The organism is Candidatus Paceibacterota bacterium (assembly GCA_035452965.1).
In the GTDB taxonomy this organism is placed as follows: Bacteria; Verrucomicrobiota; Verrucomicrobiia; order Limisphaerales; family UBA8199; genus UBA8199.
The window spans coordinates 23,036-45,688 of the sequence record DAOTCE010000034.1; the positions used below are offsets into that span (position 1 = coordinate 23,036).

At 60.7% G+C, this 22,653-nt stretch carries 13 protein-coding genes; 7 read left to right on the forward strand and 6 right to left on the reverse strand.

All coding sequences use genetic code 11. The annotated features are described in order from the left end of the window. The first annotated feature begins 25 nt into the window (after positions 1 to 25). From P5205_18645 to P5205_18665, 5 genes are all read left to right on the forward strand, one after another. A complete protein-coding gene (locus P5205_18645) occupies positions 26 to 2,137 on the forward strand; it encodes a DUF6067 family protein (protein HSA12381.1) in 2,112 nt (703 codons plus the stop codon). A 27-nt stretch (positions 2,138 to 2,164) separates the two neighbouring features. After that, entirely contained in the window at positions 2,165 to 3,358 is a 1,194-nt protein-coding gene (locus P5205_18650) for a hypothetical protein (protein ID HSA12382.1), read from the forward strand. Positions 3,359 to 3,437: 79 nt separating this feature from the next. Then, complete coding sequence (locus P5205_18655) at positions 3,438 to 5,372, forward strand: glycoside hydrolase family 127 protein (protein ID HSA12383.1); 1,935 nt, start codon at positions 3,438 to 3,440, stop codon at positions 5,370 to 5,372. 18 nt (positions 5,373 to 5,390) lie between these two features. Next, complete coding sequence (locus tag P5205_18660) at positions 5,391 to 6,338, forward strand: hypothetical protein (GenBank protein HSA12384.1); 948 nt, start codon at positions 5,391 to 5,393, stop codon at positions 6,336 to 6,338. Positions 6,339 to 6,490: 152 nt separating this feature from the next. Then, positions 6,491 to 8,659 (forward strand): glycoside hydrolase family 127 protein, encoded by a 2,169-nt coding sequence (locus P5205_18665; GenBank protein HSA12385.1) that lies wholly within the window; start codon positions 6,491 to 6,493, stop codon positions 8,657 to 8,659. A 5-nt stretch (positions 8,660 to 8,664) separates the two neighbouring features. Here the strand turns inward: P5205_18665 and P5205_18670 are convergent, their stop codons facing one another. Together P5205_18670 and P5205_18675 are read right to left on the reverse strand one after the other, a co-directional pair. After that, positions 8,665 to 11,460 (reverse strand): hypothetical protein, encoded by a 2,796-nt coding sequence (locus P5205_18670; GenBank protein HSA12386.1) that lies wholly within the window; start codon positions 11,458 to 11,460, stop codon positions 8,665 to 8,667. 131 nt (positions 11,461 to 11,591) lie between these two features. After that, positions 11,592 to 14,783, reverse strand: a complete 3,192-nt coding sequence (locus tag P5205_18675; protein ID HSA12387.1) for a malectin domain-containing carbohydrate-binding protein — start codon at positions 14,781 to 14,783, stop codon at positions 11,592 to 11,594. Between the two features lie 722 nt (positions 14,784 to 15,505). Between P5205_18675 and P5205_18680 the strand changes: the two genes are divergently transcribed. Beyond that, on the forward strand, positions 15,506 to 15,871 hold the full coding sequence (locus P5205_18680) for a hypothetical protein (protein ID HSA12388.1): 366 nt from the start codon (positions 15,506 to 15,508) through the stop codon (positions 15,869 to 15,871). A 1,003-nt stretch (positions 15,872 to 16,874) separates the two neighbouring features. On the opposite strand, the gene P5205_18685 is transcribed toward P5205_18680, so the two are convergent. Next, positions 16,875 to 17,528, reverse strand: coding sequence for a DUF3854 domain-containing protein (locus P5205_18685; GenBank protein ID HSA12389.1), 654 nt, complete (start codon positions 17,526 to 17,528; stop codon positions 16,875 to 16,877). Between the two features lie 94 nt (positions 17,529 to 17,622). Next, on the reverse strand, positions 17,623 to 17,814 hold the full coding sequence (locus P5205_18690) for a hypothetical protein (protein ID HSA12390.1): 192 nt from the start codon (positions 17,812 to 17,814) through the stop codon (positions 17,623 to 17,625). A gap of 393 nt (positions 17,815 to 18,207) precedes the next feature. Here P5205_18690 and typA point away from each other — a divergent pair, with 393 nt between their 5' ends. Further along, positions 18,208 to 20,043: a translational GTPase TypA gene (typA, locus tag P5205_18695; protein ID HSA12391.1), complete on the forward strand. Its 1,836-nt coding sequence runs from the start codon at positions 18,208 to 18,210 to the stop codon at positions 20,041 to 20,043. 54 nt (positions 20,044 to 20,097) lie between these two features. Here typA and P5205_18700 read toward each other — a convergent pair whose 3' ends face one another. Both P5205_18700 and P5205_18705 read right to left on the reverse strand, forming a co-directional pair. Then, a complete protein-coding gene (locus P5205_18700) occupies positions 20,098 to 20,376 on the reverse strand; it encodes a YdcH family protein (protein HSA12392.1) in 279 nt (92 codons plus the stop codon). Between the two features lie 256 nt (positions 20,377 to 20,632). Continuing rightward, positions 20,633 to 22,645 (reverse strand): SpoIIE family protein phosphatase, encoded by a 2,013-nt coding sequence (locus P5205_18705; protein HSA12393.1) that lies wholly within the window; start codon positions 22,643 to 22,645, stop codon positions 20,633 to 20,635. Positions 22,646 to 22,653 lie beyond the last annotated feature (8 nt).

The following is a 22,653-nucleotide window of genomic DNA, read 5'->3' on the forward strand; positions in this document are numbered from 1 at the left end:
CCGCGCCACCCTATCCTTCGCTATATTGGCTGACTGCCTTGTTCTGGCTGGCCACACTCCGGTTCTCGTCGGCTCCGGCCTCGCTTCCGCCGCAGGTCTGCTGGCCCAACCGACCTCGCTCGCTGATGACGCGAGGGCCTCGGGGGAATTGCGCCCAGGTCTGAGCGAGGGAAGCAGGCGGCTTACCGCGCCCCCGCTCACCAATGCGGGGACAGAATCCGCCCCGCTTCCCCCTACGCAGACCATTTTCGGTCTGTGGCCGGGGGTCCGGACAAAGGATTCGATCATCCGTGTCTGGGGACGAAGCTACGACATCGCCCCGACCGGCCTTCCCCGTGCCGTCCAGTCCCAGGGCGAGCCGTTGCTCGCCCGGCCGGTGACGTTTCGGGTCAACGGCTCTGACGCCAGCGACGTCCAGTGTCGCGTCACCGCCACCGACAAAGAAAAGGCATCCTGGGAAGCCTACGGCACGCTGGCTGGCGTCCCTTATCGCTGCCGCGGGGTGGCCGAATTCGACGGCATGATGCGTTTCGACATCGAGTGGAATTCCAGTCCGTCCTTGCCATTAACTGAACTCCGACTGGAAGTTCCGGTGCGGCCGACCCAGGCCGGGCTGTTCCATTTCTATCCGCCACCCTACGACTTTCCGGCCATGACCTGGCCGAGACCAGGACGCGCCAATAGCTTGGCCCGCCCGGCCTATTGGCGTTCATGCTTCTCGCCTTGCGTGTGGCTGGGCAACGAGCAGCGCGGCCTGCAGTGGTTCTGCGAGTCGGACGAAGGCTGGCGTCCGGCCGACCCGAACAGCGCATTGGAGATTATTACCGCAGACAATGAGGCGGTGCTCCGCATTCACTTCCTCGACCCGGGAACAAAGATTGACCGCCCGTTCCGCCTGACTTTCGGCCTGATGGCCGGTCCGGTGCGCCCCGCTCCGACGACCTTCGAGCAGGGGCACTTCGGCTATAGTCACTGGACGAGCTACGCGATGGCCGATCCGATGGTCGAGCGAACCAACACGGCACCCAACGAACTTGACCGCCGCCGCGACCTGGGCGCCCGGTTCCTGGGCATGCACGAGGAATGGACGGATTTCGAGGGCATGTCGCGCGTCACCCAACCGGAGAAGCTCAAGCGCCTCGTTGAACAGGCCCATACCCGCAAATTGGGCCTGGTGCTCTACCATTCCATGCTCCTGCCGGATATCGCGCCTGAATACACGGATCTCGCCGCCGACTGCCTGTGCGAACCGCAGAGCGCCTACTACATTCACTCGCGAGAGCCCAAGCAGCACGATTACCCGATCTGCCATCGCAGCCGCTACTCGACCATGTTCACCGACGGGATTGAACGTCTCTTCAAGGAATACGGCATTGACGGCGTGTACCTGGATGGGGCCGCCTCGCCCATTCATTGCGCCAACGGCAGGCACGGCTGCGGCTATCTGGGTGCGGATGGACGGCGTCGCCCGACCTTTACCATCTTCGCCGCGCGCGAGCAGATGAAGCGACTGGCCCGGCTCTGCCATGCCCAGGGCAAACCGACGCTGATCGTCGCTCACATGTCCGGAATGGTCACGCTGCCGACCCTGAGCTTCGCCGATCTCCTGCTGACCGGCGAACAGTACTGGAAATCGCCGGAAACCTTCCGCCCGCCGCTCGAGTTCTTCCGCGTCGAGTGCATGGGCCACCCCCATGGCCTGCCCACCGACTTCATCGGCTACCCGCCGTTGGGCGGCTCGTGGGCCCAGACCATGACCGCCCTGCACAATGCCCCCAGCCCGTGGTGCGCGGGCGGCTGGGATGTGCTGCGGCTCTACCGCCAGTTTGGCGTGGACCAGGCCCGCTGGCATCCGTACTGGCAGCCTGACGGACTGGCGACTGCTGACACGCCCGAAGTCCGCGTCTCAGGCTTCTGCCAGCCTGGCCTAAAAGCGCTCCTGGCTGTCGGCAATACATCCGCCGTCGCTGTGCAAACGACGCTGACCTTCAACCAGGCTGCCCTTGGTTTTGGCGTCCAACCCGAGCGAGTACGCGACCCTCTGACCGGCGTGACGCTCAAACCCACCGAGCAGGGCTGGAGTCTCCGCTTGGAGTCCGAGGCCGTTCGGTGGTTGTGGGTCGAAGCGAAACCCTAACCTGCATGATCCGCAACACTCCAGCTTATGAAGGCAAATTCAAATGAATGGGCGAAATCCGCACGCCTTGTTCTTGCAGTGTGGGTGCTGCTCTCAGCCTTGCTGCCGTTCGACCTGCCAGCACGATCAATGAAACCAGTGTCCGTTATCAATGTCACAGATCTTTACCATCCGCCGCAAGACCCGGGGGACAACCTGGACTTGATTGCAGCGTATGCGTTGCCGGAGATTGAGTTGAAAGCGGTCATTCTCGACGTCAGCGAAGCCTTCCGGCGTCCGGTGGCCAGGCATCCGGGACTGGGGGAGGACCGTGACGGACCGCGTGAGGGAGGCTTCATCCCGGTCATTCAGTTGAACAGCATCTTCGGGCGCAACGTGCCCTGCGCGGTCGGCCCTTACCGGATGATGAAATCGCCCCAGGATAAGATGCTGGACACCCCGGCTTTTCAGCAGGCGGGGATTCGACTGCTGCTCAAGACTCTCTCCGAGAACCCGGAGCCGGTCACCATCGTCTCGTTCGGCTCGGCCCGCCCCATCGCCGCCGCCTTCAATCGGGACCCTGCCTTGTTCAGGCGGAAGGTGAGCCGCATTCACTTGTCCGCCGGCGCATCGGAACCCGGATACCTTGAATGGAACGTTCTTTTGGACACCAATGCCATGGTCTGCCTGCTGAGATCAACCCTGCCCATCGCGCTCTATCCGTGCGCCACAAAGGAAGGCCCGTTCGCCTATGGCCCCAATAACTCTTATTGGCAACTCCCGGATTTGCGCTTTGTCGAGCGGATGGCTCCGCCGCTGCGCCGCTATTTGGCCTATGCTATCGGCCGTTCCACGCGTGTCGATTTTCTGGGCGCCCTGGAAGAGGATCCGCCGGCCGCTGTAATGCGGGAAACCCTCGAGCGCAGGCACAACGTCTGGGAGACCGCGATCTGGCTCAATGTTTCCGGCCGGAGCCTTGTCCGCCGCTCGGATGGCAGTGCCCGAATTCTCCGCCGCCAGGACCTGCAGCCAACCGATGCTGTCCTGCCCAATGCGATTCTCCCGTGCAGAGTCGAGGTGCGTGAAGATGGTCAATTCACTATCCAGCGCACCCCAAAACCAACCAACCGTTGGGTCTATGAGCGAGGGGATCCACGGGAGAACGAACGGGCCTTGCGCGAGGCATTGCCCGCCTGGTATGAAACGATTAATCCGATCCCCCCAAAGGAAACGCGCGAGTGACTGCCACGTAGACCCCCTCGAACAAATGTCATAGGCGCCTGCCTTTGACCCCCGCCCAGCCGCCATATAGCCTGTGCGTATGAAATCCGCCTTTTGGCTGTGCCTCTTCGCACTGTCCTGTTCGGCCGCCGCGATTTCGTCTGCGAATCAGGCCTCGAATGTTTTTTCCACCGTCACGCCAGGCTCCGTTGAGATCGGTGGCTGGCTCGGCACAAAGCTCGACCTCTGCCACCAACACCGCATCGGGGACCTGGACACGCGTAAACTCGTGGCCCAGTTGCGCGACCATAAGGACAGCGGGGGATGGGGGAATTGGCGCGGAGAGTACTGGGGCAAATGGCTGACCGCTGCGGCATTGGCTTACAACTGGCAACCCTCCCCGGAACGGCTGACGCGCATCACGGAAGCCGCAACTCAAGTGATGGACGGCCAGGCCCCCGATGGCTACTTGGGGCCTCACAATCCAGAGCACCGCTTGGAAGCTTGGGACATCTGGTGCCGCAAGTATGTTCTCCTCGGCCTCTTGGCCACTTATGACCTCACCGATGACAAAGTGTTCCTCGAAGCCGCCCGCCGAAATCTCGATAACCTGATGGCGGATCTAAACAGAAGGCATCTCAAACTGGTGGACACCGGTCATCCCAATCTAAAGGGCACAGCGAACTGCTCGATTCTCGAGCCCGTGGCGTTGCTGTATCAGCGCACGGGTGATACCCGGTACCTTGCTTTCGCCGAATCCATTCTCAAGGAATGGGAAGGGCCCTCCAAGCTCTCGCCAACAGGATTGCGGCTGGTGGACGATGCGCTGGCAGGAAAACCACCGCTCCACAACCACGCCTATGCGATTATGTCGTGCTTCGAAGGCATCTGCGAACTCTACCGCGCCACCGGCAACAAGCGTTACTTGCAAGCGGCGGTGCGATTCGCGCATAGCGTTCGCGACCACGAGAGAATGATCGATGGCTCTGTCTCCAACCAGGAACTGTTCTGCGATGGTGCACGCACCCAAACCGAACTCCTTGAGCAGCCTCAGGAAACCTGCGCCACCGTCACATGGATGAAACTGTGTACTCAGTTGTTGCGTCTGACGGGTGAGCCGGTCTGGGCCGACGAGCTGGAGGTCTCTCTCTACAACGCCATGCTCGGGGCGATGACCCCGAGTGGCGAGTGGTTCACTTACCATCAGCCACTCGCCGGCGAGCGCGTCCCCAGCCACGTCCAGCAGCAGGACGTCGAGCTTAGCTGCTGCGTCATGAGCGGCCCGCGAGGGCTTCTGACCGCTCCCCAATGGGCGGTGATGGCCTCCAAAGAGGGCCCGGTGGTGAACCTTTTCGCTCCCGGTACAGCCCGCGTCGTGCTTCGCAGCGGTGATAAAGTCTCGCTGCGACAGGAAACCGATTACCCCCTCGAAGGTCGTGTGAAATTCACCGTATCGCCCACCCGCAAGACACGCTTCACCCTGCACATTCGCATCCCGGCCTGGAGCACCAACACCGCCTTAAGTGTAAATGACGCCCCGGTGTCCTGCGCGCCAGGGACGTACGCAAAACTCGGCCGCGAATGGAATCCGGGTGACGACGTGCTCCTCACGCTGGACTTGCGCGGCCGGGCGGTGCCGGCGCCCAGCGGCGCGCCGCAACTGGCAATCATGCGAGGGCCCGTGCTGTTGGCCTTGGATAATCGCCTCGTGCCGCCACTGGACGCACCCGTTAGGCTGAAAACCGCTGCTGGACGGGTGGAGCTCACGCCGCGCACAACCAGACCGGACTGGGTCTGGATGACCTTTAATGCCGCCTTCGAAGTCCGGCCCTTCCATTTTTATGATCATTACACCACGAACCTCGCCCTCTGCGATTTCGCCTCCGCCGGAAATGCCTGGAGCGAAAGCAACCTGTTCCGGGTCTGGCTCCCTCAGCCGCTCCTTTTGAGCCAGGCCTTTCCCTCGAACACCTGGAAGATGCTCGAGCCCGGCAAAGCGCGCCCCGAACAACCAAAGAGCCTGCAGTCAAAATAGTCCAGCGCCACAAGCATCATGCGCACGAACCCATCCCGTCGCCATTTCCTTACAGCCCTCGGGCTGACCCTGCTCGGCTCCTCCTGCAGCAACCGGCCTCAACGCCGCTCTTACAGGCAGGAACGGGACTCCCAGTCCCGGGAGACAGTCCGGGACCGGCTCTGGATGTGGGCTCATGAAGCCGGTGCCTATGACAATTCCTATGGCCTTCCTCGAAACGGGCGTATCACGCCGGTCGAAGGCGCACACTACATGGGCGTGCCCAACGTCGTTCTGGTGCATTACAATGGAAGACCCACTCCGCCCTACAATCAGTTCGCAATCCCGTTCAAGTCTTTGAAGCGGGTCAATTGGTCCATCACCGGTTCAGGGGGTGCCACCACCGAGCAGGAGCGCGAAAAGGTCTTCGGCCTCGCCGCTGCTATGCCGTTCATAACCGGAGTGTTCCTGGACGATTTCTTTCGCATCGCAGAGGCTCCGGCACCCAATCCGAACGCCCAGCCGCCGAGCCAACCCGAGCCCGTTGCGGCTCTGACGCTGCAGCAACTAAGCGATATACGCAACCGATTGAACAACGTGAATGGCCGGCGTCTGGATCTCGGAGTTGTTGTTTACACTCACCAACTCGAGGCGCGCATTCTCGCACACCTCGCAATGTGTGATGTCCTTTCCCTCTGGACCTGGAGATTCGAGGATTTGGAAGCGCTGGAGGAGAACATGGGCAAGCTCGAACGGTTGGCGCCCGGCAAGCGCATTCGGCTTGGCTGTTACATGTGGGGGTTCGGCACCGGTAAACCCATCCCCCTCAGCCTCATGGATAAGCAGTGCCAGCTTGGGCTCCAATGGCTTAAAAACGGCAGAATCGACGGCATGATTTTCTGTGCGACAAACATTTGCGACCTGGGACTGGAAGCTGTGGAATGGACTCGGCAATGGATCGCCCGCGAAGGTGGGAAGCCTGTTTGAACGCGATTGAACCTGAAGATCGGCACTGAACTGCAATGAACAACAAAACAGAGCTGCGTAATCCACTAATCTTTCGTGTTCCTGCCACTGCGTGCAAACGCGTCCGGTATGGGATGCGGGTTGCGCCAACCCCCATATTCTCCGTGCTTCTTTTGAGCTCGCAGTTGCATGCACAGCCGATGGATTTCGCGCAAAACGGGAAGGCCCTGGGAGAACTGCGCCAACGGTTGCAAGAGGGATGTGAACGGCTCAACGCGCCGCCGTTGGACAGCGCTGAGTTTGTGCTGTCGGACCTGCATTTTCTCCAGGCGCGCCGATTCAACGAATACAGTGGCGATGTCTCCGGCCGGATGGTGGCAGCTTTGTTTGCCGGGTCCCTGGCTTTGGACAAAACAAACACCGTTTTAAATGCGCTGCTCAAGGAGATTCCCGGGCTGCAAAAGCCCGACGGTCACTTTGGCGCGGAACAAGACCTCGCCCGGACTGTGACCCAGGAACGGGACATGCCCATCCTCTGGGGCAACAGCCGGATGCTGCTCGCCCTGGCGCAGGTTTGGAGAATGTCCCCGAATCCGGACCCCAAACTGTGCGAAACGGCCCGGAAGCTCGGGGACTACATCATCGAAGGGCGGCGCTACTTCGGTAAAAAGGAGAACTTCGAGAACGTTGGCGGCGCACTGGCGTCGGGCTTTACCACTTGTTACCCGGCGCTGATCGACGGACTCGTAGCATTGGGTGAGGTTTCGGGAGAACAAAAGTATCTCCAGGAGGCGCAATACATTGCCGGACTGTCGCTCCTGGACAAGGAGTTCGCCAAGCATCACAGCCATGGCCGGCTTACCGCATATCGTGGCATTCTGGACCTCCACCGGCTCATGCCGGTTCCGGACTTGATCGCACAAGTCGTGGACGGCTGCCGAACAATCCAGGCTGAGTACGTCCTTCCCATCGGCGGCCTGCAGGAGGTTTTCAGCCCGACCTATGACCGCGACGAGGGCTGCTCCGTCGCCGATTGGGTCCGTGTGAATGCGTTGCTCTGGCGCGCCACCGGCGAGATGGGATATCTGGACGCGGCGCAGCACGCCTTCGAAAACCACCTGCTCGCAGCCCAGTTCCGCAACGGCGGCTTCGGCCACCGTCAATTGCGTCTTTTGCAGGTCGGTGGCCGGACGCATTTGGGCGCCGGCCTGGGCAACATCGGCTCGGAATCCTACTGGTGCTGCAGCATGCATGGTGTTCAATTGCTCGCCGACCTCGCCTGCTACGCGTTTGCCAAACAAGGCAGCACCGTTTACATGACCGGCCTGGCGGAAGCGGAAGCGGCCTTCCGCGATGAGAATGGCACAATTCGCATTTCCGCTGAGCGGCTGAATGCTGAGACGTGGCGAATTCGCACAGAAGCGACCCGCCCCTTCCTGCTCAAGTTCCGGGCGCCGGCAGCGCCCGATCAGAATCCGCCCAAGGCTGCTTGGAGCGAAAAGGCGGTCGCAGCGGGCGCCCATAGTCTGAGACTCAAGGTCAAAAGGCATTGGAACCTGGTTGAAGCTCGGACCAGCCGCCCATGGACGAACGAAGCAGGGCGTATCTTCCTCAATTCCCGCCTTTATGTGCTGCCCGACGAAGCTTTACCGGCAGGATTTCTCGCCCGGGATGCCGTTCCGCGACTGGCATTCGCACAATCCTCTCGTGCAGCGGAAGAATTGCCTGTCATTGTTCAAGGGCAGGGTGGCCAATGGCTCAATGCCTCACTGGTCTCCGCTTCCACCAGGCCGTTTGGCGGCTGGCGGGCGCTGTTCGAAATGGAACCGCTGGCCGCGAGGGCTTTTGCCTCGCGCAGCAAGGCCGCGGCCCCGCCGATGAAAAATCGCGGGCCACGGCTCGAGCTGCAGTTCGCATCCAGCGGAAGTTACAAAGGATACCTGAATCAAATTGAAGTGCTTCACGGTAATGGCTTTCATGAGTCTCCTTCCGTCGAGCTGTTCGGCAAAGTCGGACAGAACAGCGTGGCTGTGTGGACGCAGGGCGCGGCGCCTCGCCCTGGAGTCATCGGTCTGGTGGGGGTGAACGGCCGCTACAATGGAACCAAAAACGCCGGCTGGACAGCGAGTCGCTGTGACCAGGAGCCTACGCCAAACAGCTGGAACCACGAGGGAGGCCCCCCTTTGCTGGAGACGATCGGCGCATTTGGGTCTCAGCCCTGGCAGTATTTTCCGGCCGCCTTCGCCGGATCGAATGCGCAGTGGATCTGGCCCCAAGCCGGCGAGACAAATTCCAAATGGCTCTTCATCCGCCAGATCGACCTCTCCCTCGACAGCGATTGATCAACTCAGAAGCGGACTTGGAACTCCACTGGCTTCCTCACCGGGTAAATCGAAACCTCTTCCACATTCATCCGCGCAGAGACGGGGCCCAGTCCTTCAACGGATTTCACAGGCAACCCTAGCGGGTGCCGCAGCCGCAGTCTGATCCGCCCGGACCAGTCCCTTTCGTCCGGAGGGACGATTCGCACCGCAACACTCTTGCCATCCGCCGCCGCGGTGAGCCGGTATGACACTTTGCCGAAGATCGTCGGAGCGCCATTGACCGCGATCGTCTTGCCTGGCTCGAGCCACGGGCGCGGCAGCGCACCCGCCAGCACGAGCGTTTCACCCTCCTCACGCAGCAGCATATTGCGGAGCAAGCGCAGTTGCATGGAACATGAATAGGTATGCGGCAGTGTCTTGTGGTTTTCGCCGGTTCGATGATCCGTAACCTCGACGGGCGAGTAAGTGCCGCGCGACATCCCATACGCCATCATGCCATAAAGCCCAAGCACGACGCGTTTTGCTTCCCCCCGCTCCAAACAGTCCTGCCAGTAACCGTAGGTATAGGCGTGATCAATCCAGTCGTAGAATCGGGCCTGCCCGAGTTCCAGCCCTTGTCGGCGTTCCATTGCACCTAGGATTGCCTCGTGCTGCCAGGTGCCCGGAGGAAACAGGCCGGTCTCCAGGATGAAGGGGGCACAAAGGGCGTAATAGCCTTTGGCCAGGTAGTCGGTCTCTCGCAATAGAGCCTGCGTTTCGGGAAACATCGGCACCAGCCGCATACCGTCGCGCCAAACCGACGAGCGCTTCATGGAATCAACAATGTCCGCCAGGTAGGCCTCCCCTTCTCTTTTCAAGCGAGCGGCTTCGTCCTTCATGCCGGCGCTCTCGAACGCCTTCGCCACCTCGTTCATGCCCCAGACGTGATAGACGTCCGCTGGCAAGAAGACGGCGGGCGCCGGGTAATCGCAATATGGACGGTAGCGCACCAGCCCTTGGTCGGGCAGACGGGTGCCGGGATGGAAACCGTGGTCTTTGAGGCTGCGCCGGCGCTTTTCCAGCGCCCAGTTGCACATCTTGAGCAAAGCGGGCGTCATGCGCTTAAGCCACGCTTCATCACGGGTGATCTGGTAGTGCCTTGCCATGGACCACATCATCGCACCATTATCAATGAACCCCGAGTTGATGGAGAACACGCCGTCGGGCTCCTGGAAAGTCAGCAGGGAATCGTAATACATGGTGGCTTGCTCGGTGTAGCCCAGGCAATCCAGCACGTGGCAGAAATGCGCCGCGCTCACCCCAAAAACCACGTCATAAAAGCCGGTGCCGTCGCAAACGTGATAGACGTCGCCGCGCTTGGGCACGTTTAGGAAACCCCACGTTATCCACGCTCGATACGCGTCCATAACCCGCTGCTCCGGAACCTCAAAGCGGCTTCCTTTGCCGATCCACGCTTCCCACCACGCAGTGACCTCATCCAGCTTCGTCCGAAAGTCACCTTCCGAAGGTTCTTCGATTCCCAGCTTAAAGATGTCGAACGGCACCCGCACCAAGACGGAGCCCGCTTGGCCTGGCGCCAGGTCCACCGTCCAATTCCGCGTGGCCGCAGCCGGCTCCGGATCACCAACCACCCTGAACGACACCGGCACCTGGCGAGCTTCCGTGGCCGTGTTCGTCAACTCCAGCCGCGCCCACGCGTAGACGGGAAACTCAGAGCTCATTCCCTCTGAACAGCCAAACACCGTTTCTTCGCACTGCAGTCCATCGTGAGCCCAGCCAACCACAACCACAGGTAAGTAGCCTTTGTGCAGCCGTTTCGCCTTCGACATGTCACCCGCCCCAAACCTTTGTGGCGGCTGTCCAATCTCGAAGAACCCGACAGGCTGCTTCGTGTTCCACCGGTCCGACTTGAGTTCCAGCGACCCATCTGAGTCCACGCCGATCTTGAACGAGGCGTGCAACGTGCCCACGACCTCCCGCGGCCACTTCATCGCCGGAAAATGTCGGCTTACAGATTCGAAGGAAGGATCGCCCGCCCCGGCCATTTCCTGTTCACCCAGAACATCTCTCAAGGGAGCATCGCGAAAGGCGGCATCCTCGGCCGTGAGGCGGAGCTGCGCGCGGTCGAGAGCCGTCACGTGCAAGTTGCGGATTCGTGACACACGCTCCGGCCCCGGGTCCGTGTAACTATTATCCAAATGCTCCCGCGGAAACGCGGGCGGGTTGGCGTGTCCGCGGCCGGCAATCAGCAGCGCCGGCGCTCGCATGAAACTTCCCGGACGGTCCGCAATCAATTCCCGGCGCTCCGGAATTCCCTCCCCCGAGACATAGTAGCGCAAGCCGTCGGCTGCTACCTCGATGGCAACCCCAATGAACTTCCCTGACCCAACTATGCCGAGGCGCTGGAACCGAACGACGCCCTCAACCAGGTCCATCACAATGATCTGCTGGCCACCCCCATTTGGCGTCAGCCCGATCTGGGTGTAGTTAAGTGCGTCCCAATACAGCGTCAGCGCAGTGGCCCAACTGTTTCCGTGGTCCGGAAGAATCTCGCAGGATGCGCGAATGAAATCCTGCCCCAATGGACGCTGAATATGGGCATATGTGTTCTCACGTGCTCGGATTTCAAGAGCCCCGTCTGCAATTCGGACTGCGTTACCCGGCGCGGCATCCACCTGCCAGGGGGAAACGAGCGCCGTGCCCCCGAACGTTTCGTCAAAGGGCAACGGCAGAACCTCACCGCCCTTTCCGCTCGCGGCCAATGCTGCCAACATGCAGCCGCCGATCACGGTGCAATTCATGCCGAAATAAATTGTCATTGATTGTGCGGGGCAGAATGCAAGCCCGCCCTCCCTATCGCAACTGAACAAACGTTATACGGCCGCGTGGAAAGGATAGGCTTCTGCGGCCAGGAAACATCTTCCTTATCTTCCGCCACAGCTCCCACCGCCTACGGGGTACCTGGATTCATTCTTAATTCACAACCATCATAGGTAACATGGCCATCCCAGACTGAGCAGTTCAAAACCGTCTCGAGCACGAAACGCAATTTGACGGTGTGTGGGCCGGTCCTTATCGTTTGCGTCAGGCGCGTATAGGGTCCGGCTGCTTTGATCTCCGAGCGGGCGGGCGGCCCCAGTGGCTTGAGATCCTTGTCCAGTTCGAGTAACAGCAGCCCGGCTGAATCCCCAGCGCTTCGGCCGAAACCCTTGCCCTGCAAATCCGCCGCGCTCACCCAAACAGTGCCAGTGTAGGTGGCGCCAGGTTGAACATCCACATCCTGATATACTTGGGTGTGGCAATCCTTGTCGGCGTGGGTGCGCAGAGCGCCTTTCCCGGCATGGAGTTCCGGCAATCCCTCTTTCGGTCGTCCGGCAAAAGCGCTTTCCTGCCAGAGGTAACACCTGCCCGAGCTTCTGAGTTCGGCTCGCCATTCCTCACCGGAGTACTTCCCGTATTTGTCCGCTGCCGTGCCCGCGGTTGTTTCTTCAAATCCCGGGTTGAGCAACAGATTGCGAGCGGGATTGAAACTCAGGGAGGAGGAGACCGGCCTTGCCCCGTGGCCTCCGGCACCCGGACCAATCTCGATGGCTTGCACAAAGGCTTCGCCTCGCAACGTCTGGTCGCCATCGCCGGTTAACAAACCCGTGAACCGAATCTCGATGATGCCATCCTTCGGCTTGACACCGTTGAACACAAGGTCCGCAGCCTTGTTTGGCCCTCCGGCAGTGGCGGCCACGTCCAGTCGTTCCACCACCTTGCGTCCGTTGAGGTGGATGTCGAAACAGTTCTTCCCCGTGTCCAGTCCCCGGGTCGCTGCGAACTTGAGCCGAACATAGTATTCTCTCGGCCCAACCGTCAGATTCACCCAAAAATCCCGGGCATGGTAGCCATAGCGATACAGTTCCGGGTCCGGCGTGCCGGTGATCGGTTCGGTAACGGCATTGGTCCACCAGCAGTCGGACACGGTGTCCCGCAACACGGCGAGCCGCGTCACAACCTCCGTCCCCGGACGCCACAACTGCCCCTGGCTGTCGCGGTAATCTTGTCGCCCAGTATAGCCCATGATCATGCGTTGGGCGCCGGTCGGCCCGGCGCCAGTCGGAAAACTGCTCGCCACGTTTTCCGTGGAAAACTGCACAGCGTCCACGAAGACACGACCTCCTCGTGAGTAAGGGTTCTTCTCGCCCCGGGCAACCACCTTGAGCGTGTGTTTCCCTTCAGCGAGGCCATTTTTGTAATACAGCACCTGCTGGCTGCGCGCCGATGGATTCCAGAAATCAATCGGAACAAGCTGCTTCACTCCGTCCACGTAAACATCCGCCAGGCCGCCCTCGGGTCCCGCCTGGCCAATCAGCCGCACCTGATTTCCCGGGAAATCCGCCGTCATGACGGCGTCCTTCCTCTCCGACACTCGAAGGGACCCACCCCAAGCGTCCGCATTCGTCTGCACAATCCACACGCCTTCAAAACTCAATGAGCCATCGTCTAGAACCTGCTGAGGGTCGTTGCCCGTGACTTTTAGTTGCCTCGCGCCGTCATGGCGGATTTGCACGACGACATCGCCATTGGGAAGCTTCTTGATCGTGTAGCCGTTATCAGACAAATCGCGCCGCTGGCGGAGCGCGCGTCCGTCCGCCGTGATTCGTTTCGGCGTAAAGGACAGCCGAAGCACGTCCACGGTTTCCGGCGGTGCATCGAAGGTGGCGTACTCGATGAGGCCGTCGCCGTAGCGCACGGAGTTCACCACCGCGCTGGAACGTACGATGTGGTTCTCACGGCTGGCCCCCAGTTCCTCCGGCAGCCAGCCCATGGCCATCTGCACCCAGCGCAACGGCAGCGGATGGGCGATGTTGAACCAACTGCCGTTAACCTCGACGCCGCCGTCAATGTTGTCCTCACTGGCGCCGGTCTCGTGGACGTCGTAGGTCTGCAGGATGAATTGGCGCACAGCCATCTCCCGCGCCCACGGATCCTCGGCCTGCACCGCATACTGCCCCAGAGTCTTTCCCACCAGCAGCGGGGCGTACCAAAGCGAGCGCATGCAGCAGGAACTGGACTCGGGATAAGCCCAGGCGCCGCTATAAACATCGCCACCCGACTCAGGCGCCGCGCTGCTGTGGTTGTAGAACAGAGTTAGAATGTTACGGGCATCGGCGCGCCAGTTTGGAAACAGCCGCCGATGCTCAAGAAGGTAAGCCGGTGCCTCCGCGGCAAGAGTGCAGCAGTGCGTGGGATTCGCCCAATCCCAGAAGTAACGACCCCACGTGTCGTCCACGAGCCATGCCGGAAGCAGTTTTTCGCTCAAGTACCGACGCCCAGCATCCCGTGCTTTCAGAATCCGCTCCTCGCTTCCTGTGTAGCCTAGACGAACGAGTTCATCCAGAAACCCCAGGATGAGCACCACTCCGCCCGTTTGTTTGTTGTCTTTCCAGGGGGTCGCGTCCGGGTTGGCGTAGCGGGGCCAGGGATCGCCGGCTGGATCAAGATTGCACCGCTCCGCCAATAAATCCCCCCAGTGCGCCGCTGCTGCAAACCACCGGTGATTTCCGGTTACCTGATAGGCCCGCAACAAGCCCTGACCCATATTCGCGCATATATCAAGTTGAATGATCCCTTCGGGGTTGCATTTTTGGTACACTTTGCCTCTGACGGGAACGCTGATAGGAAACAACGGCCAAGGATGGTCAGGGGGTGTCTGGCATCCGGTTAAAAGGTATTCCGCCATATACGTCAGGTGAGCTATCGCGGCGGGATCACCGGTGTATCGGTAGTAGTCCGTCATGCCGAACAAGACGCTCACGGTCCGCTGCCCGATGTCTCCTGTATCCCAATCGCTGGTTTGAACCGGAGTGATGGCGCCATTGGTGGCGATCTTCCATTGCCCGCTAAACACGTAAGCCGGGTAGGCGGCCATAGCGGCGTTGGTGGCCGTCCACGGGTAGCGTTTAAGGGTTTCCGCCGCAATGCGGACCCGGTAATCGCACTGGCCATTCAAGCCTTGGTACCAAGGCGCGATGACGCCGTGCGCATCCGCCACGGCGGCGTGGCCGTAGTAATGGGGTTTGGTGGCCGCCGGCGCAATCAGGCTCGCGCAGAACCAGAAGGCGAGCATCAGGCCATGGTGCAGGGCTTGTCTCATAAATCGTTGCAGGCTGTTTTCGTTGTGTGGGATTGTCACCGCCAGGCGAGTTGCGGCGCAATCGAACAAACGTTATATGGAAACGCGCTTATGAGGACTATAGCCAGACGCGGCTCTCGATCCACCAAGCCGCCGGCCTGCCAGCGGTCTATAATCGCCCCGGTCGATAAGGAAACCATGCCCTCGTTAGTCGCTTCGCGGTGCCTGCTCCACCTCAAACCCGCTACATTGATGTAGCGCTGCTTGGACGCCCCGCGCCGGCTTTCCAATAAGGTCAGCACGAGCCTGTGTGGGTCCGGTTTGAGGGTTTGGCGTTTACACTCAAACTGCAGGTTTCGCCCGGGATCTTATTCATACACTCCGGCCACACCCGGTGCGCCAGGCTGACGCCTGTCACGCCGGGTGCTTCGCTCGTCCCACCTCCAACGCGCTCCCGCTTCGCGTCTTTGAACGCCCGGCGCGAAACCAACGCTCTCCGCAGTTCCAACGCCCCAGGACCGCTCGTTCGGGCGCGCTTACGATGCAGCAGTCGCGCCAGCCCCCTTTAACCCACGGGCTGGCACGCCTGCTGCAACCATTGGATTGCGCCCTGCCACTCGCTCCGGAAGAAGACAATGTTAGAATTACGACTCCTTCGGGCTGTCGGGTGTCGTGGGTTCTCCTGCGCGTCCAGTGCTGCCCGCGGCCCTACCGCCCTGAAAATGCTCTCTCAATAAAAAAGTGTGAGAGAGCATTTTCAGGTCGGTAGGGCCGCTAGGCGTTGGCATCTCCTGGTCGGCGTTCGTTGGCAGCAGTTCCAGTGTCGGGTCGCTGCGGTCTATTTCCAGCGCGTTACTTTGCCGGTGCAGTGGTGGCGGGCGGCCGGTTGTCCTCCTCAGTTCCGTCCCCGTCTCCCGTGGTGGCAGCCGTTTGAGATGAGTGGCCACGGCATACATACCACCTTCAAGGACGTCCGCTCCCACCCCTGCCGCTGTTTGGAGAGTGCCACCAAGCTGGCCGAGCGCTTCATCGCCGGCGTCACCAAGCCCCGCCCCGCTGCCCAGCCCGAGACCACCCCCGCGCCCGAGCCCCAGCCGGTGGCCGCATAGGTCAGACATCCCTGGCTCCGGTCAGGGATTCTTTACGCTCGCGAACACGGCCCACCCATCCCCAATGCTTGCTTCCACGTGCCCAAGGGGTCTTCGCCAGAGAACGCGTAAAACGCGATATAGCGCGCCACCATTCCGGCGGCTACCTTGGTAGCCACCCCGCCCAAAACCGACATCAAAAACGCCGCTACGGCCCTTCCCGCTCGATTGCGGGCCGGTCCTCTGCCCAGAGCTGCTTTCTCGACCAAATGCCAGATCGCACCGCTACGAGACTCGCACACACGCCCTTTGGGCCGTGTGTGCGAGTCTCAAGCCCAGGCCGACGCGCACCATGGTGCACTTTCAGTCTACTTTCGGTCCACCGCCAAACACCGAACTTCCACCCAACTCTTACCCCCCCTGTTCCTGGCCGGCCTGATTGGCATCAGAAGCCGCGCAGAAACTACCGCCTCCTCCGTTTCACCCTACTTTTTGCCCTACTTTCGTATAACCGTCGTGCATCCCCCTATTCCGGCGTAACACTCGGCGGCGCAGCCGCTTGCCTCCGCTGGGCCTCCATTCTGGCCAAAACCTCCGCCCGTGTCTGCTTCACACTTTGGCCCCCCTTCCACCAGTGATACTTGGCGTCGCTGTCAAACGGGATGCTCAGGTCGCCGCCAGCCGTCAAAAACGGCTCCTTTGGCCTCACAGGGGGCGGCGCTGTGCCCGAAATCATCGTTTTCTCCTTATTCCCCCTGTGACACCCTAAGGTTTCCACCTTTTCCTCTCCAAACCATAATTCTGGCTCCTGCTGGTTACTGCAATTTTCCCCTCTTTTCTTCAAATATAGGGAACTACAGGGTGTCACAGGGGGAATCAGGGCTTTTTGGGCATTTCCACAGGGGGTGGCCTCAGGGGGCAGAGGGGGAATAAGGGGTTTTTGACCATTTTCCCGCACCGACTTCAGCCAATCCACCGGATTCGTTCTGTTGTCCTCCCAGCCTGGATCTCATAAAAGGCCACGTCATGCCCATTGCCGGTGCTGCTCGACTTGGTGGCGCGCATTCACCGGTAACCCGACTAGGGCCGCGTGCTCGAGTTCGAACAGCTCTACAGCAAGCTGGCCGCGATCCGTCTCGGACGTCACCCGCACCGCCTGGCTAACACGCTCCCGCCACCACTCGGCAAAACCGTCCTTGAGTTGCTCGCGGCAATCATCCACTCCCTTGCCCGGCCCGTTGAGCGGGATGCGCGGTAGATACACCGGAATGGGATGCACCAGTTTCGCGAGGCGAACTGCCGCAAAAGAAAAGCTGAAATTCAGCGCGGTGTCCGAGTCGCCGGAGAAGATGATCCGCGCCGGCTTCACCCGAGCGATCAACGCTGCAAACTCCGGCAACAATGCCTCGCCGCCCTTCTGCGCGAATCCGAAGAATCCAGAGAATCCCATCGCCGCAAAACCAGCCTCCGTCAGCGACATCGCCTTGAATTCACCCTCGACGCCCGCTACATCACCGCCGGCCGGCACCCTCTCCAGCCCCGGCGGCACATACGCATGTACTGTTGTGCCGAATGCCTGATGATACTTCTTCGATCCCTGCGGCTTGTCCAATCGCAGCCGGCCGTAAGGCTTGCCGCCATCCAGCACCGGTTCGCCTGTGACGGTGAGGTAAGGCAACCACAGCCCGCTTTGTTCCAAGCCGCAAAGCGCCAGCGCCTCCGCAGCGCTGACACGCCGCACCCCGGCCCGTGCCAGCATTGACAAGTAGATGTCACGCGCCTTGGCGGGCGGCCTGGTCCCGGTTCGCCGTCTTCAGGGGCCATCGATATTGGTTCCCGCCAAACCGAATTCGAACGTGGAACTCGTCGTTCGTCCGCTGGAAGACCTTTTCGCGCCAGTATCGGCTATCCGTCTTGGGATAGGCTTTCCCCTCACCTTTGCCATTAGTCCTCGGGTCAATCATGGACTCATTTTGGACTCGCCATGCTGGCCCGTCAGATCTTTACGTGTCCGAAACTGACAATGATTCTAACCAATGTTAACAGGGTCCGAATGCACATTTCGTCCGAAACCGACCGCACCTGTTCGCAAGTGCCAAGGCAAGACTGAAAATCGGCGGTTGAATTCCTCCCCCAGCCACCACTTCGACTTGGGGAACAGCCATCCGCAGACCTTGCCTCCAGATTCGCGTAGCTCCACCACCTGTAACCAGGCTTGACCTTTGATGGATTACGGGCAGAATATGCCCTCAGATTCCAAATCGGAGGTTGTGGTCGCAGCCCCTTTGATATTGGGCTGCTGCGTCGCGCTAGTTTTGGCATGCGACCCCGTTTGCCCGGTTTGGCGCAGATTTGATATGCAGCATATACGCAACATCGCCATTATTGCCCATGTTGATCATGGCAAGACCACGCTCGTGGACTGCCTGCTTAAACAGTCGGGCACCTTTCGCGCCAACCAGGCGATTGCCACCGAGGAGCGCATCATGGACTCGATGGACCTGGAACGCGAGAAGGGCATTACCATCAAGGCCAAGAACGCCGCTTTCAAGTACAAGGATTACCACATCAACATAGTGGACACGCCCGGCCACGCAGACTTCGGTGGCGAGGTCGAGCGCATTATGAACATGATTGACGGCGTGTTGCTGGTAGTGGACGCAGCCGACGGGCCACAGGCGCAGACGCGGTTCGTCTTGCGCAAAGCGCTCGAAGCGGGGGCCAAACCAATCGTCGTCATAAACAAGATTGACCGCGACAATGCCGACCCGCACAAGGTGCTCGATGAAGTGTGGGATCTGTTCATGTCGCTGCACGCGACTGACGAACAGATGGATTTCCCGGTCATCTACGCCAGCGCCCGGGACGGTTATGCCAAGACCGATATGAAGAACGCCAGCAGCACGATGAAGCCATTGTTCGATGCCATCATCAAGCATATTCCCCCGCCGCGCGCGCACGCCGGAGAGGGGTTTCGGCTGCTGGCTGCCAACCTGGATTATTCGGACTACCTGGGCCGCATCGCCTTTGGCAAGATCTACAGCGGCAAGGTCAGGGTGGGCGACTCCTGCGTTTGCATTCACGGCAACGGGGGCAAAAGCAAGGCCAAGATCACCGCCATCTTCCATTTCGAGGGCTTGAAGCGGATCGAGATCCCCGAAGCCCATGCGGGCGACGTCGTCGGGCTTACCGGATTTGAAGACGTTTTCATCGGTGAGACGATCACGGACAGCGAAGAACGGTCCCCGCTGCCTTTTGTGCCGATTGACCCACCAACAATTCAGATGCAGTTTGCCGTCAACGACGGGCCGCTGGCCGGCATTGACGGCCAGCTCGTCACCGCCCGCCACATCTGGGAGCGACTCGTCAAAGAAGTGCGCACCAACGTCGCCCTGCGCATCGAGCAGACCGACGCGCCGAATATCTTCAATGTCAGCGGCCGTGGCGAGATGCAGATTGCCATCCTGGTCGAGCAGATGCGCCGGGAAGGCTATGAGGTGCTGGTGTCCCGTCCTGAGGTGATCTACCGCAGCGACAAGCAGGGCCGGCGGCTGGAGCCTATCGAACGGTTGTTCCTGGAAATCCCCAAGGATGCCATGGGGGCAGTGCTCGAGAATCTGGCCGATCGCAAAGCCGAGATCACGCATATGGACCATCATGGCGATCAGGTAAGCATCGAGGCGCTGATTCCGATGCGCGGCTTGATTGGTTTTGAGACCGATCTGGTCAACCAGACCCGTGGCCTGGGCGTGATGAGCCACCTGTTCCAGGAATACGGGCCCGACCGGGGCGAGATTGTCGCGCGCAAGAACGGCTCGCTGGTTAGCATGGAGAACGGCGAAGCGATGGCTTATGCCCTGAATATGATCCAGGAACGGGGCCGACTGATGGTCGAGCCGGGCGACCGGATTTACGCCGGCATGATCGTGGGCGAAAATGCCCGCGACAATGATATCCCGGTCAATCCCTGCAAGGCAAAGAAGCTGACGAACATGCGTTCGCAGGGCGACGGCAAGGGCATCCAGCTTAATCCACCGCTCAAACTATCACTCGAACGCGCCCTCGAATACATCGGTTCGGATGAATACGTGGAAGCGACGCCCAAGAATCTGCGCCTGCGCAAGAAGATTCTCGACGCAGTGGTGCGCAAGCGGGCCGCGCAAGGCCGCGCGGCTAAAGCGTTGACAGAATAAACTCCTTAGCCTGCCACCGGGTTGGCGGCAGGTGGCCGAGCCGTCGGCACTTGATCAGCGGGTGGCGCCGGTGCCCTCGCAAGCAGGGCAGGAAGGCGCAGCGTGGCGAAGCAGATGGTAGATGTAGTCCTTCAGCTTGGCCCGGCGCATTTTGATCTCCTCGATTTCCTGGTCCGTGGCAAAGTCAATTTCCTCCTCGATACGGTATATCTCGTCATCCAGGCGGTGATACTCGTCGTAGATGTTCCGAAAGTGGTCATCGGAAGCCTTGAGTCGCCGGATGGTCTCGCGATGTTCCGGGAACTCGCGCAGGATGGGATGATGCAGGTCCATGGGAGTGATCTCCAGTTGTCAGCTTTTCAGCCTCATGTTTCGGATTGGACTGACCGCAGTGGCAAAGCCCAACGCCGCCAGCTTTGGTTTGAGCGAAGACGAACCAACCAGTGGAGCTGCGGCTTTGTCGTTGGCATCCGCTTGCGGGCAGCCGGTTGTGTCGAATCGCTCTAGTTCCATTCGCGGTCTCGTCGCATTTTGCAGCGTGCAGTCATTTTAGCCCAGTGGCGGCCGCAGTAAAGTGTTTGTTTGAGGACTATTCCGGCGGGGCCACGCCCGGGCACTCCATTCCTACCAGGCAAACGTCGTCGCCAAAGACCTGGCCGACCGCGAAGCGCCGAATGTCCGCCAGGAGTTCATCGAACAACTGCGAGGCCGGGAGTTGCGCCCGCCGTTGCACCCCGGCCACCAGCATCGCCTGGGAGTAGAGTTCGTTGTTGGGCGCCTGCACCTCGTACAGTCCGTCCGTGAACAGCATCACCATGTCGTTCGGCCTCAGCCGCACTTCGGAAGTCTGGTAGGTGGCGTCCTGAATCAGCCCGAGGACTGGCTGGCTGTGGCCTGTGGCATTGGCCAGCGGCCGGACTTCGCCCGCGCGCCGGCAGATGTGCAGCGGTTTGGGATGGCCGGCGTTGGCGTAGCGCAGGCGGCCGGTCCTCCAATCCGCTACCAGGTAGAAAGCGGTCGTGAGCATCGGCGTCCCGGTATGCTGAAGGATCGAGTGGAGGTCGGAGTTGAGCTTGCTTAGGAACTGTCCGGGATTGGTAGCAATGGGTTTAAGCTCCTCCGCCAGCGCCCGGACCATCGCCGTCACCAGGGCGGAGCGGACCCCATGCCCGGCGACATCACAGATGAACACGCCCGCCTCGTTCTCAGATAGGGCGGAGACGGTGAAGAAGTCGCCACCCACGCTGCCGGCGGGAAGATAGCGGTGCGTGAACTGAAGGGCGCTCGCGTCGGCCGGCGCTGCGGGCGGGAATGTCGGGTACTGCTGCGGCAGCATGGTCAGTTGAATTTCGCGCGCCATGGTTAGATCTTCCTCCATCTGAGCGTTCCTGGCTCGGAGCTCTTTGCGATGTTGCGCCAGCAGGACGTTGGCCCGGCGAATCTTCTCCTCCGCGAGCCGTTGCTGGGTGATGTCCCAGAAAATGCCTTGCAGTCCCATGATCGTTCCGTCGGTCCCGTACAGCGGTGTCTTGACCACCTGCACGTAGATCTTGTCCCGGCCCGGCGGCTGATGCTCTTCCACCGTGTCGTACGGTTTGCCAGTCTGCAGCACGCGCTGGTCGTCCCGCTGGTATTTCTCCGCCAGCTCCCGCGGAAAGAAATCTCCGTCCGTCTTCCCGACAATCTCCTCCGGGGATCGGCCCAGGTTCTTGCAGAATTGGTGGTTGGCAAAGGTGAAACGGCCCTGCGGGTCCTTGCGGAAGATGTACTGCGGGAGCGTCTCGACCAGCGAGTGGTAGAGCGCTTCGGAATTGCGCAGGCTCTCCTCCGTCTGCCGGCGCTGCGTGATGTCCTCGACGGTGCCTTCGTAGTAAAGCAGCCGGCCCCGCGCGTCGCGGATGGCCCTGCAGTTTTCCGAAATCCAGATCACTGAGCCGTCTTTGCGATAGACCTGGGATTCGAAGCCCGTGATGGTGTCCTGCTCCTGCATCAGCCGGATGAACTCCTCCCGACGACTGTTCTGGACGTACAGGCGCCGGCCAATGTCCGTGATCGTTTGGATCAGCTCCTCCGGGGAAGAATAGCCGTAAATCCGGGCCAGGGCGAGGTTGGCCATCAAGTAACGCCCGTTGGGGGTGGTTTGGAAGATGCCTTCCACGAGGTGGTCAAAGAGGCTGTGGTATCGTTCCTCGGCGTCGAACAGGGCCAGGTCCATCCAGTGGCGCTCGATCGCGTAGCGGACCGAGCGCTCGAGCCATGCCGGCGTGAGCTGGCCTTTGACCAGGTAATCCTGCGCCCCCGCGTGGACAGATTCCAGCGTGACAATATCGTCGTCGCTGTCTCCCACCGCGATGATGGGGATTTGTGGCGCCTGGGCTTTGACCAAAGGGATATTGGCCAACCCGGCGCCGTCCGGCACATAGATATTGAGCAGGATGGCATCGGGAGTGCGCGTTTGAAGCTCGGACAGACCGGCGGCTAGATCATTCGCCAGCCAAATCTCGGCGGCCAAATCCCTTGCCTGGCCGAGCATCTCAGTCACATAGCGGGCGAAGCCCGGATCGTGCTCGATCAACAGAATTTTCAACAACTCCTGGGGCATAATTACGG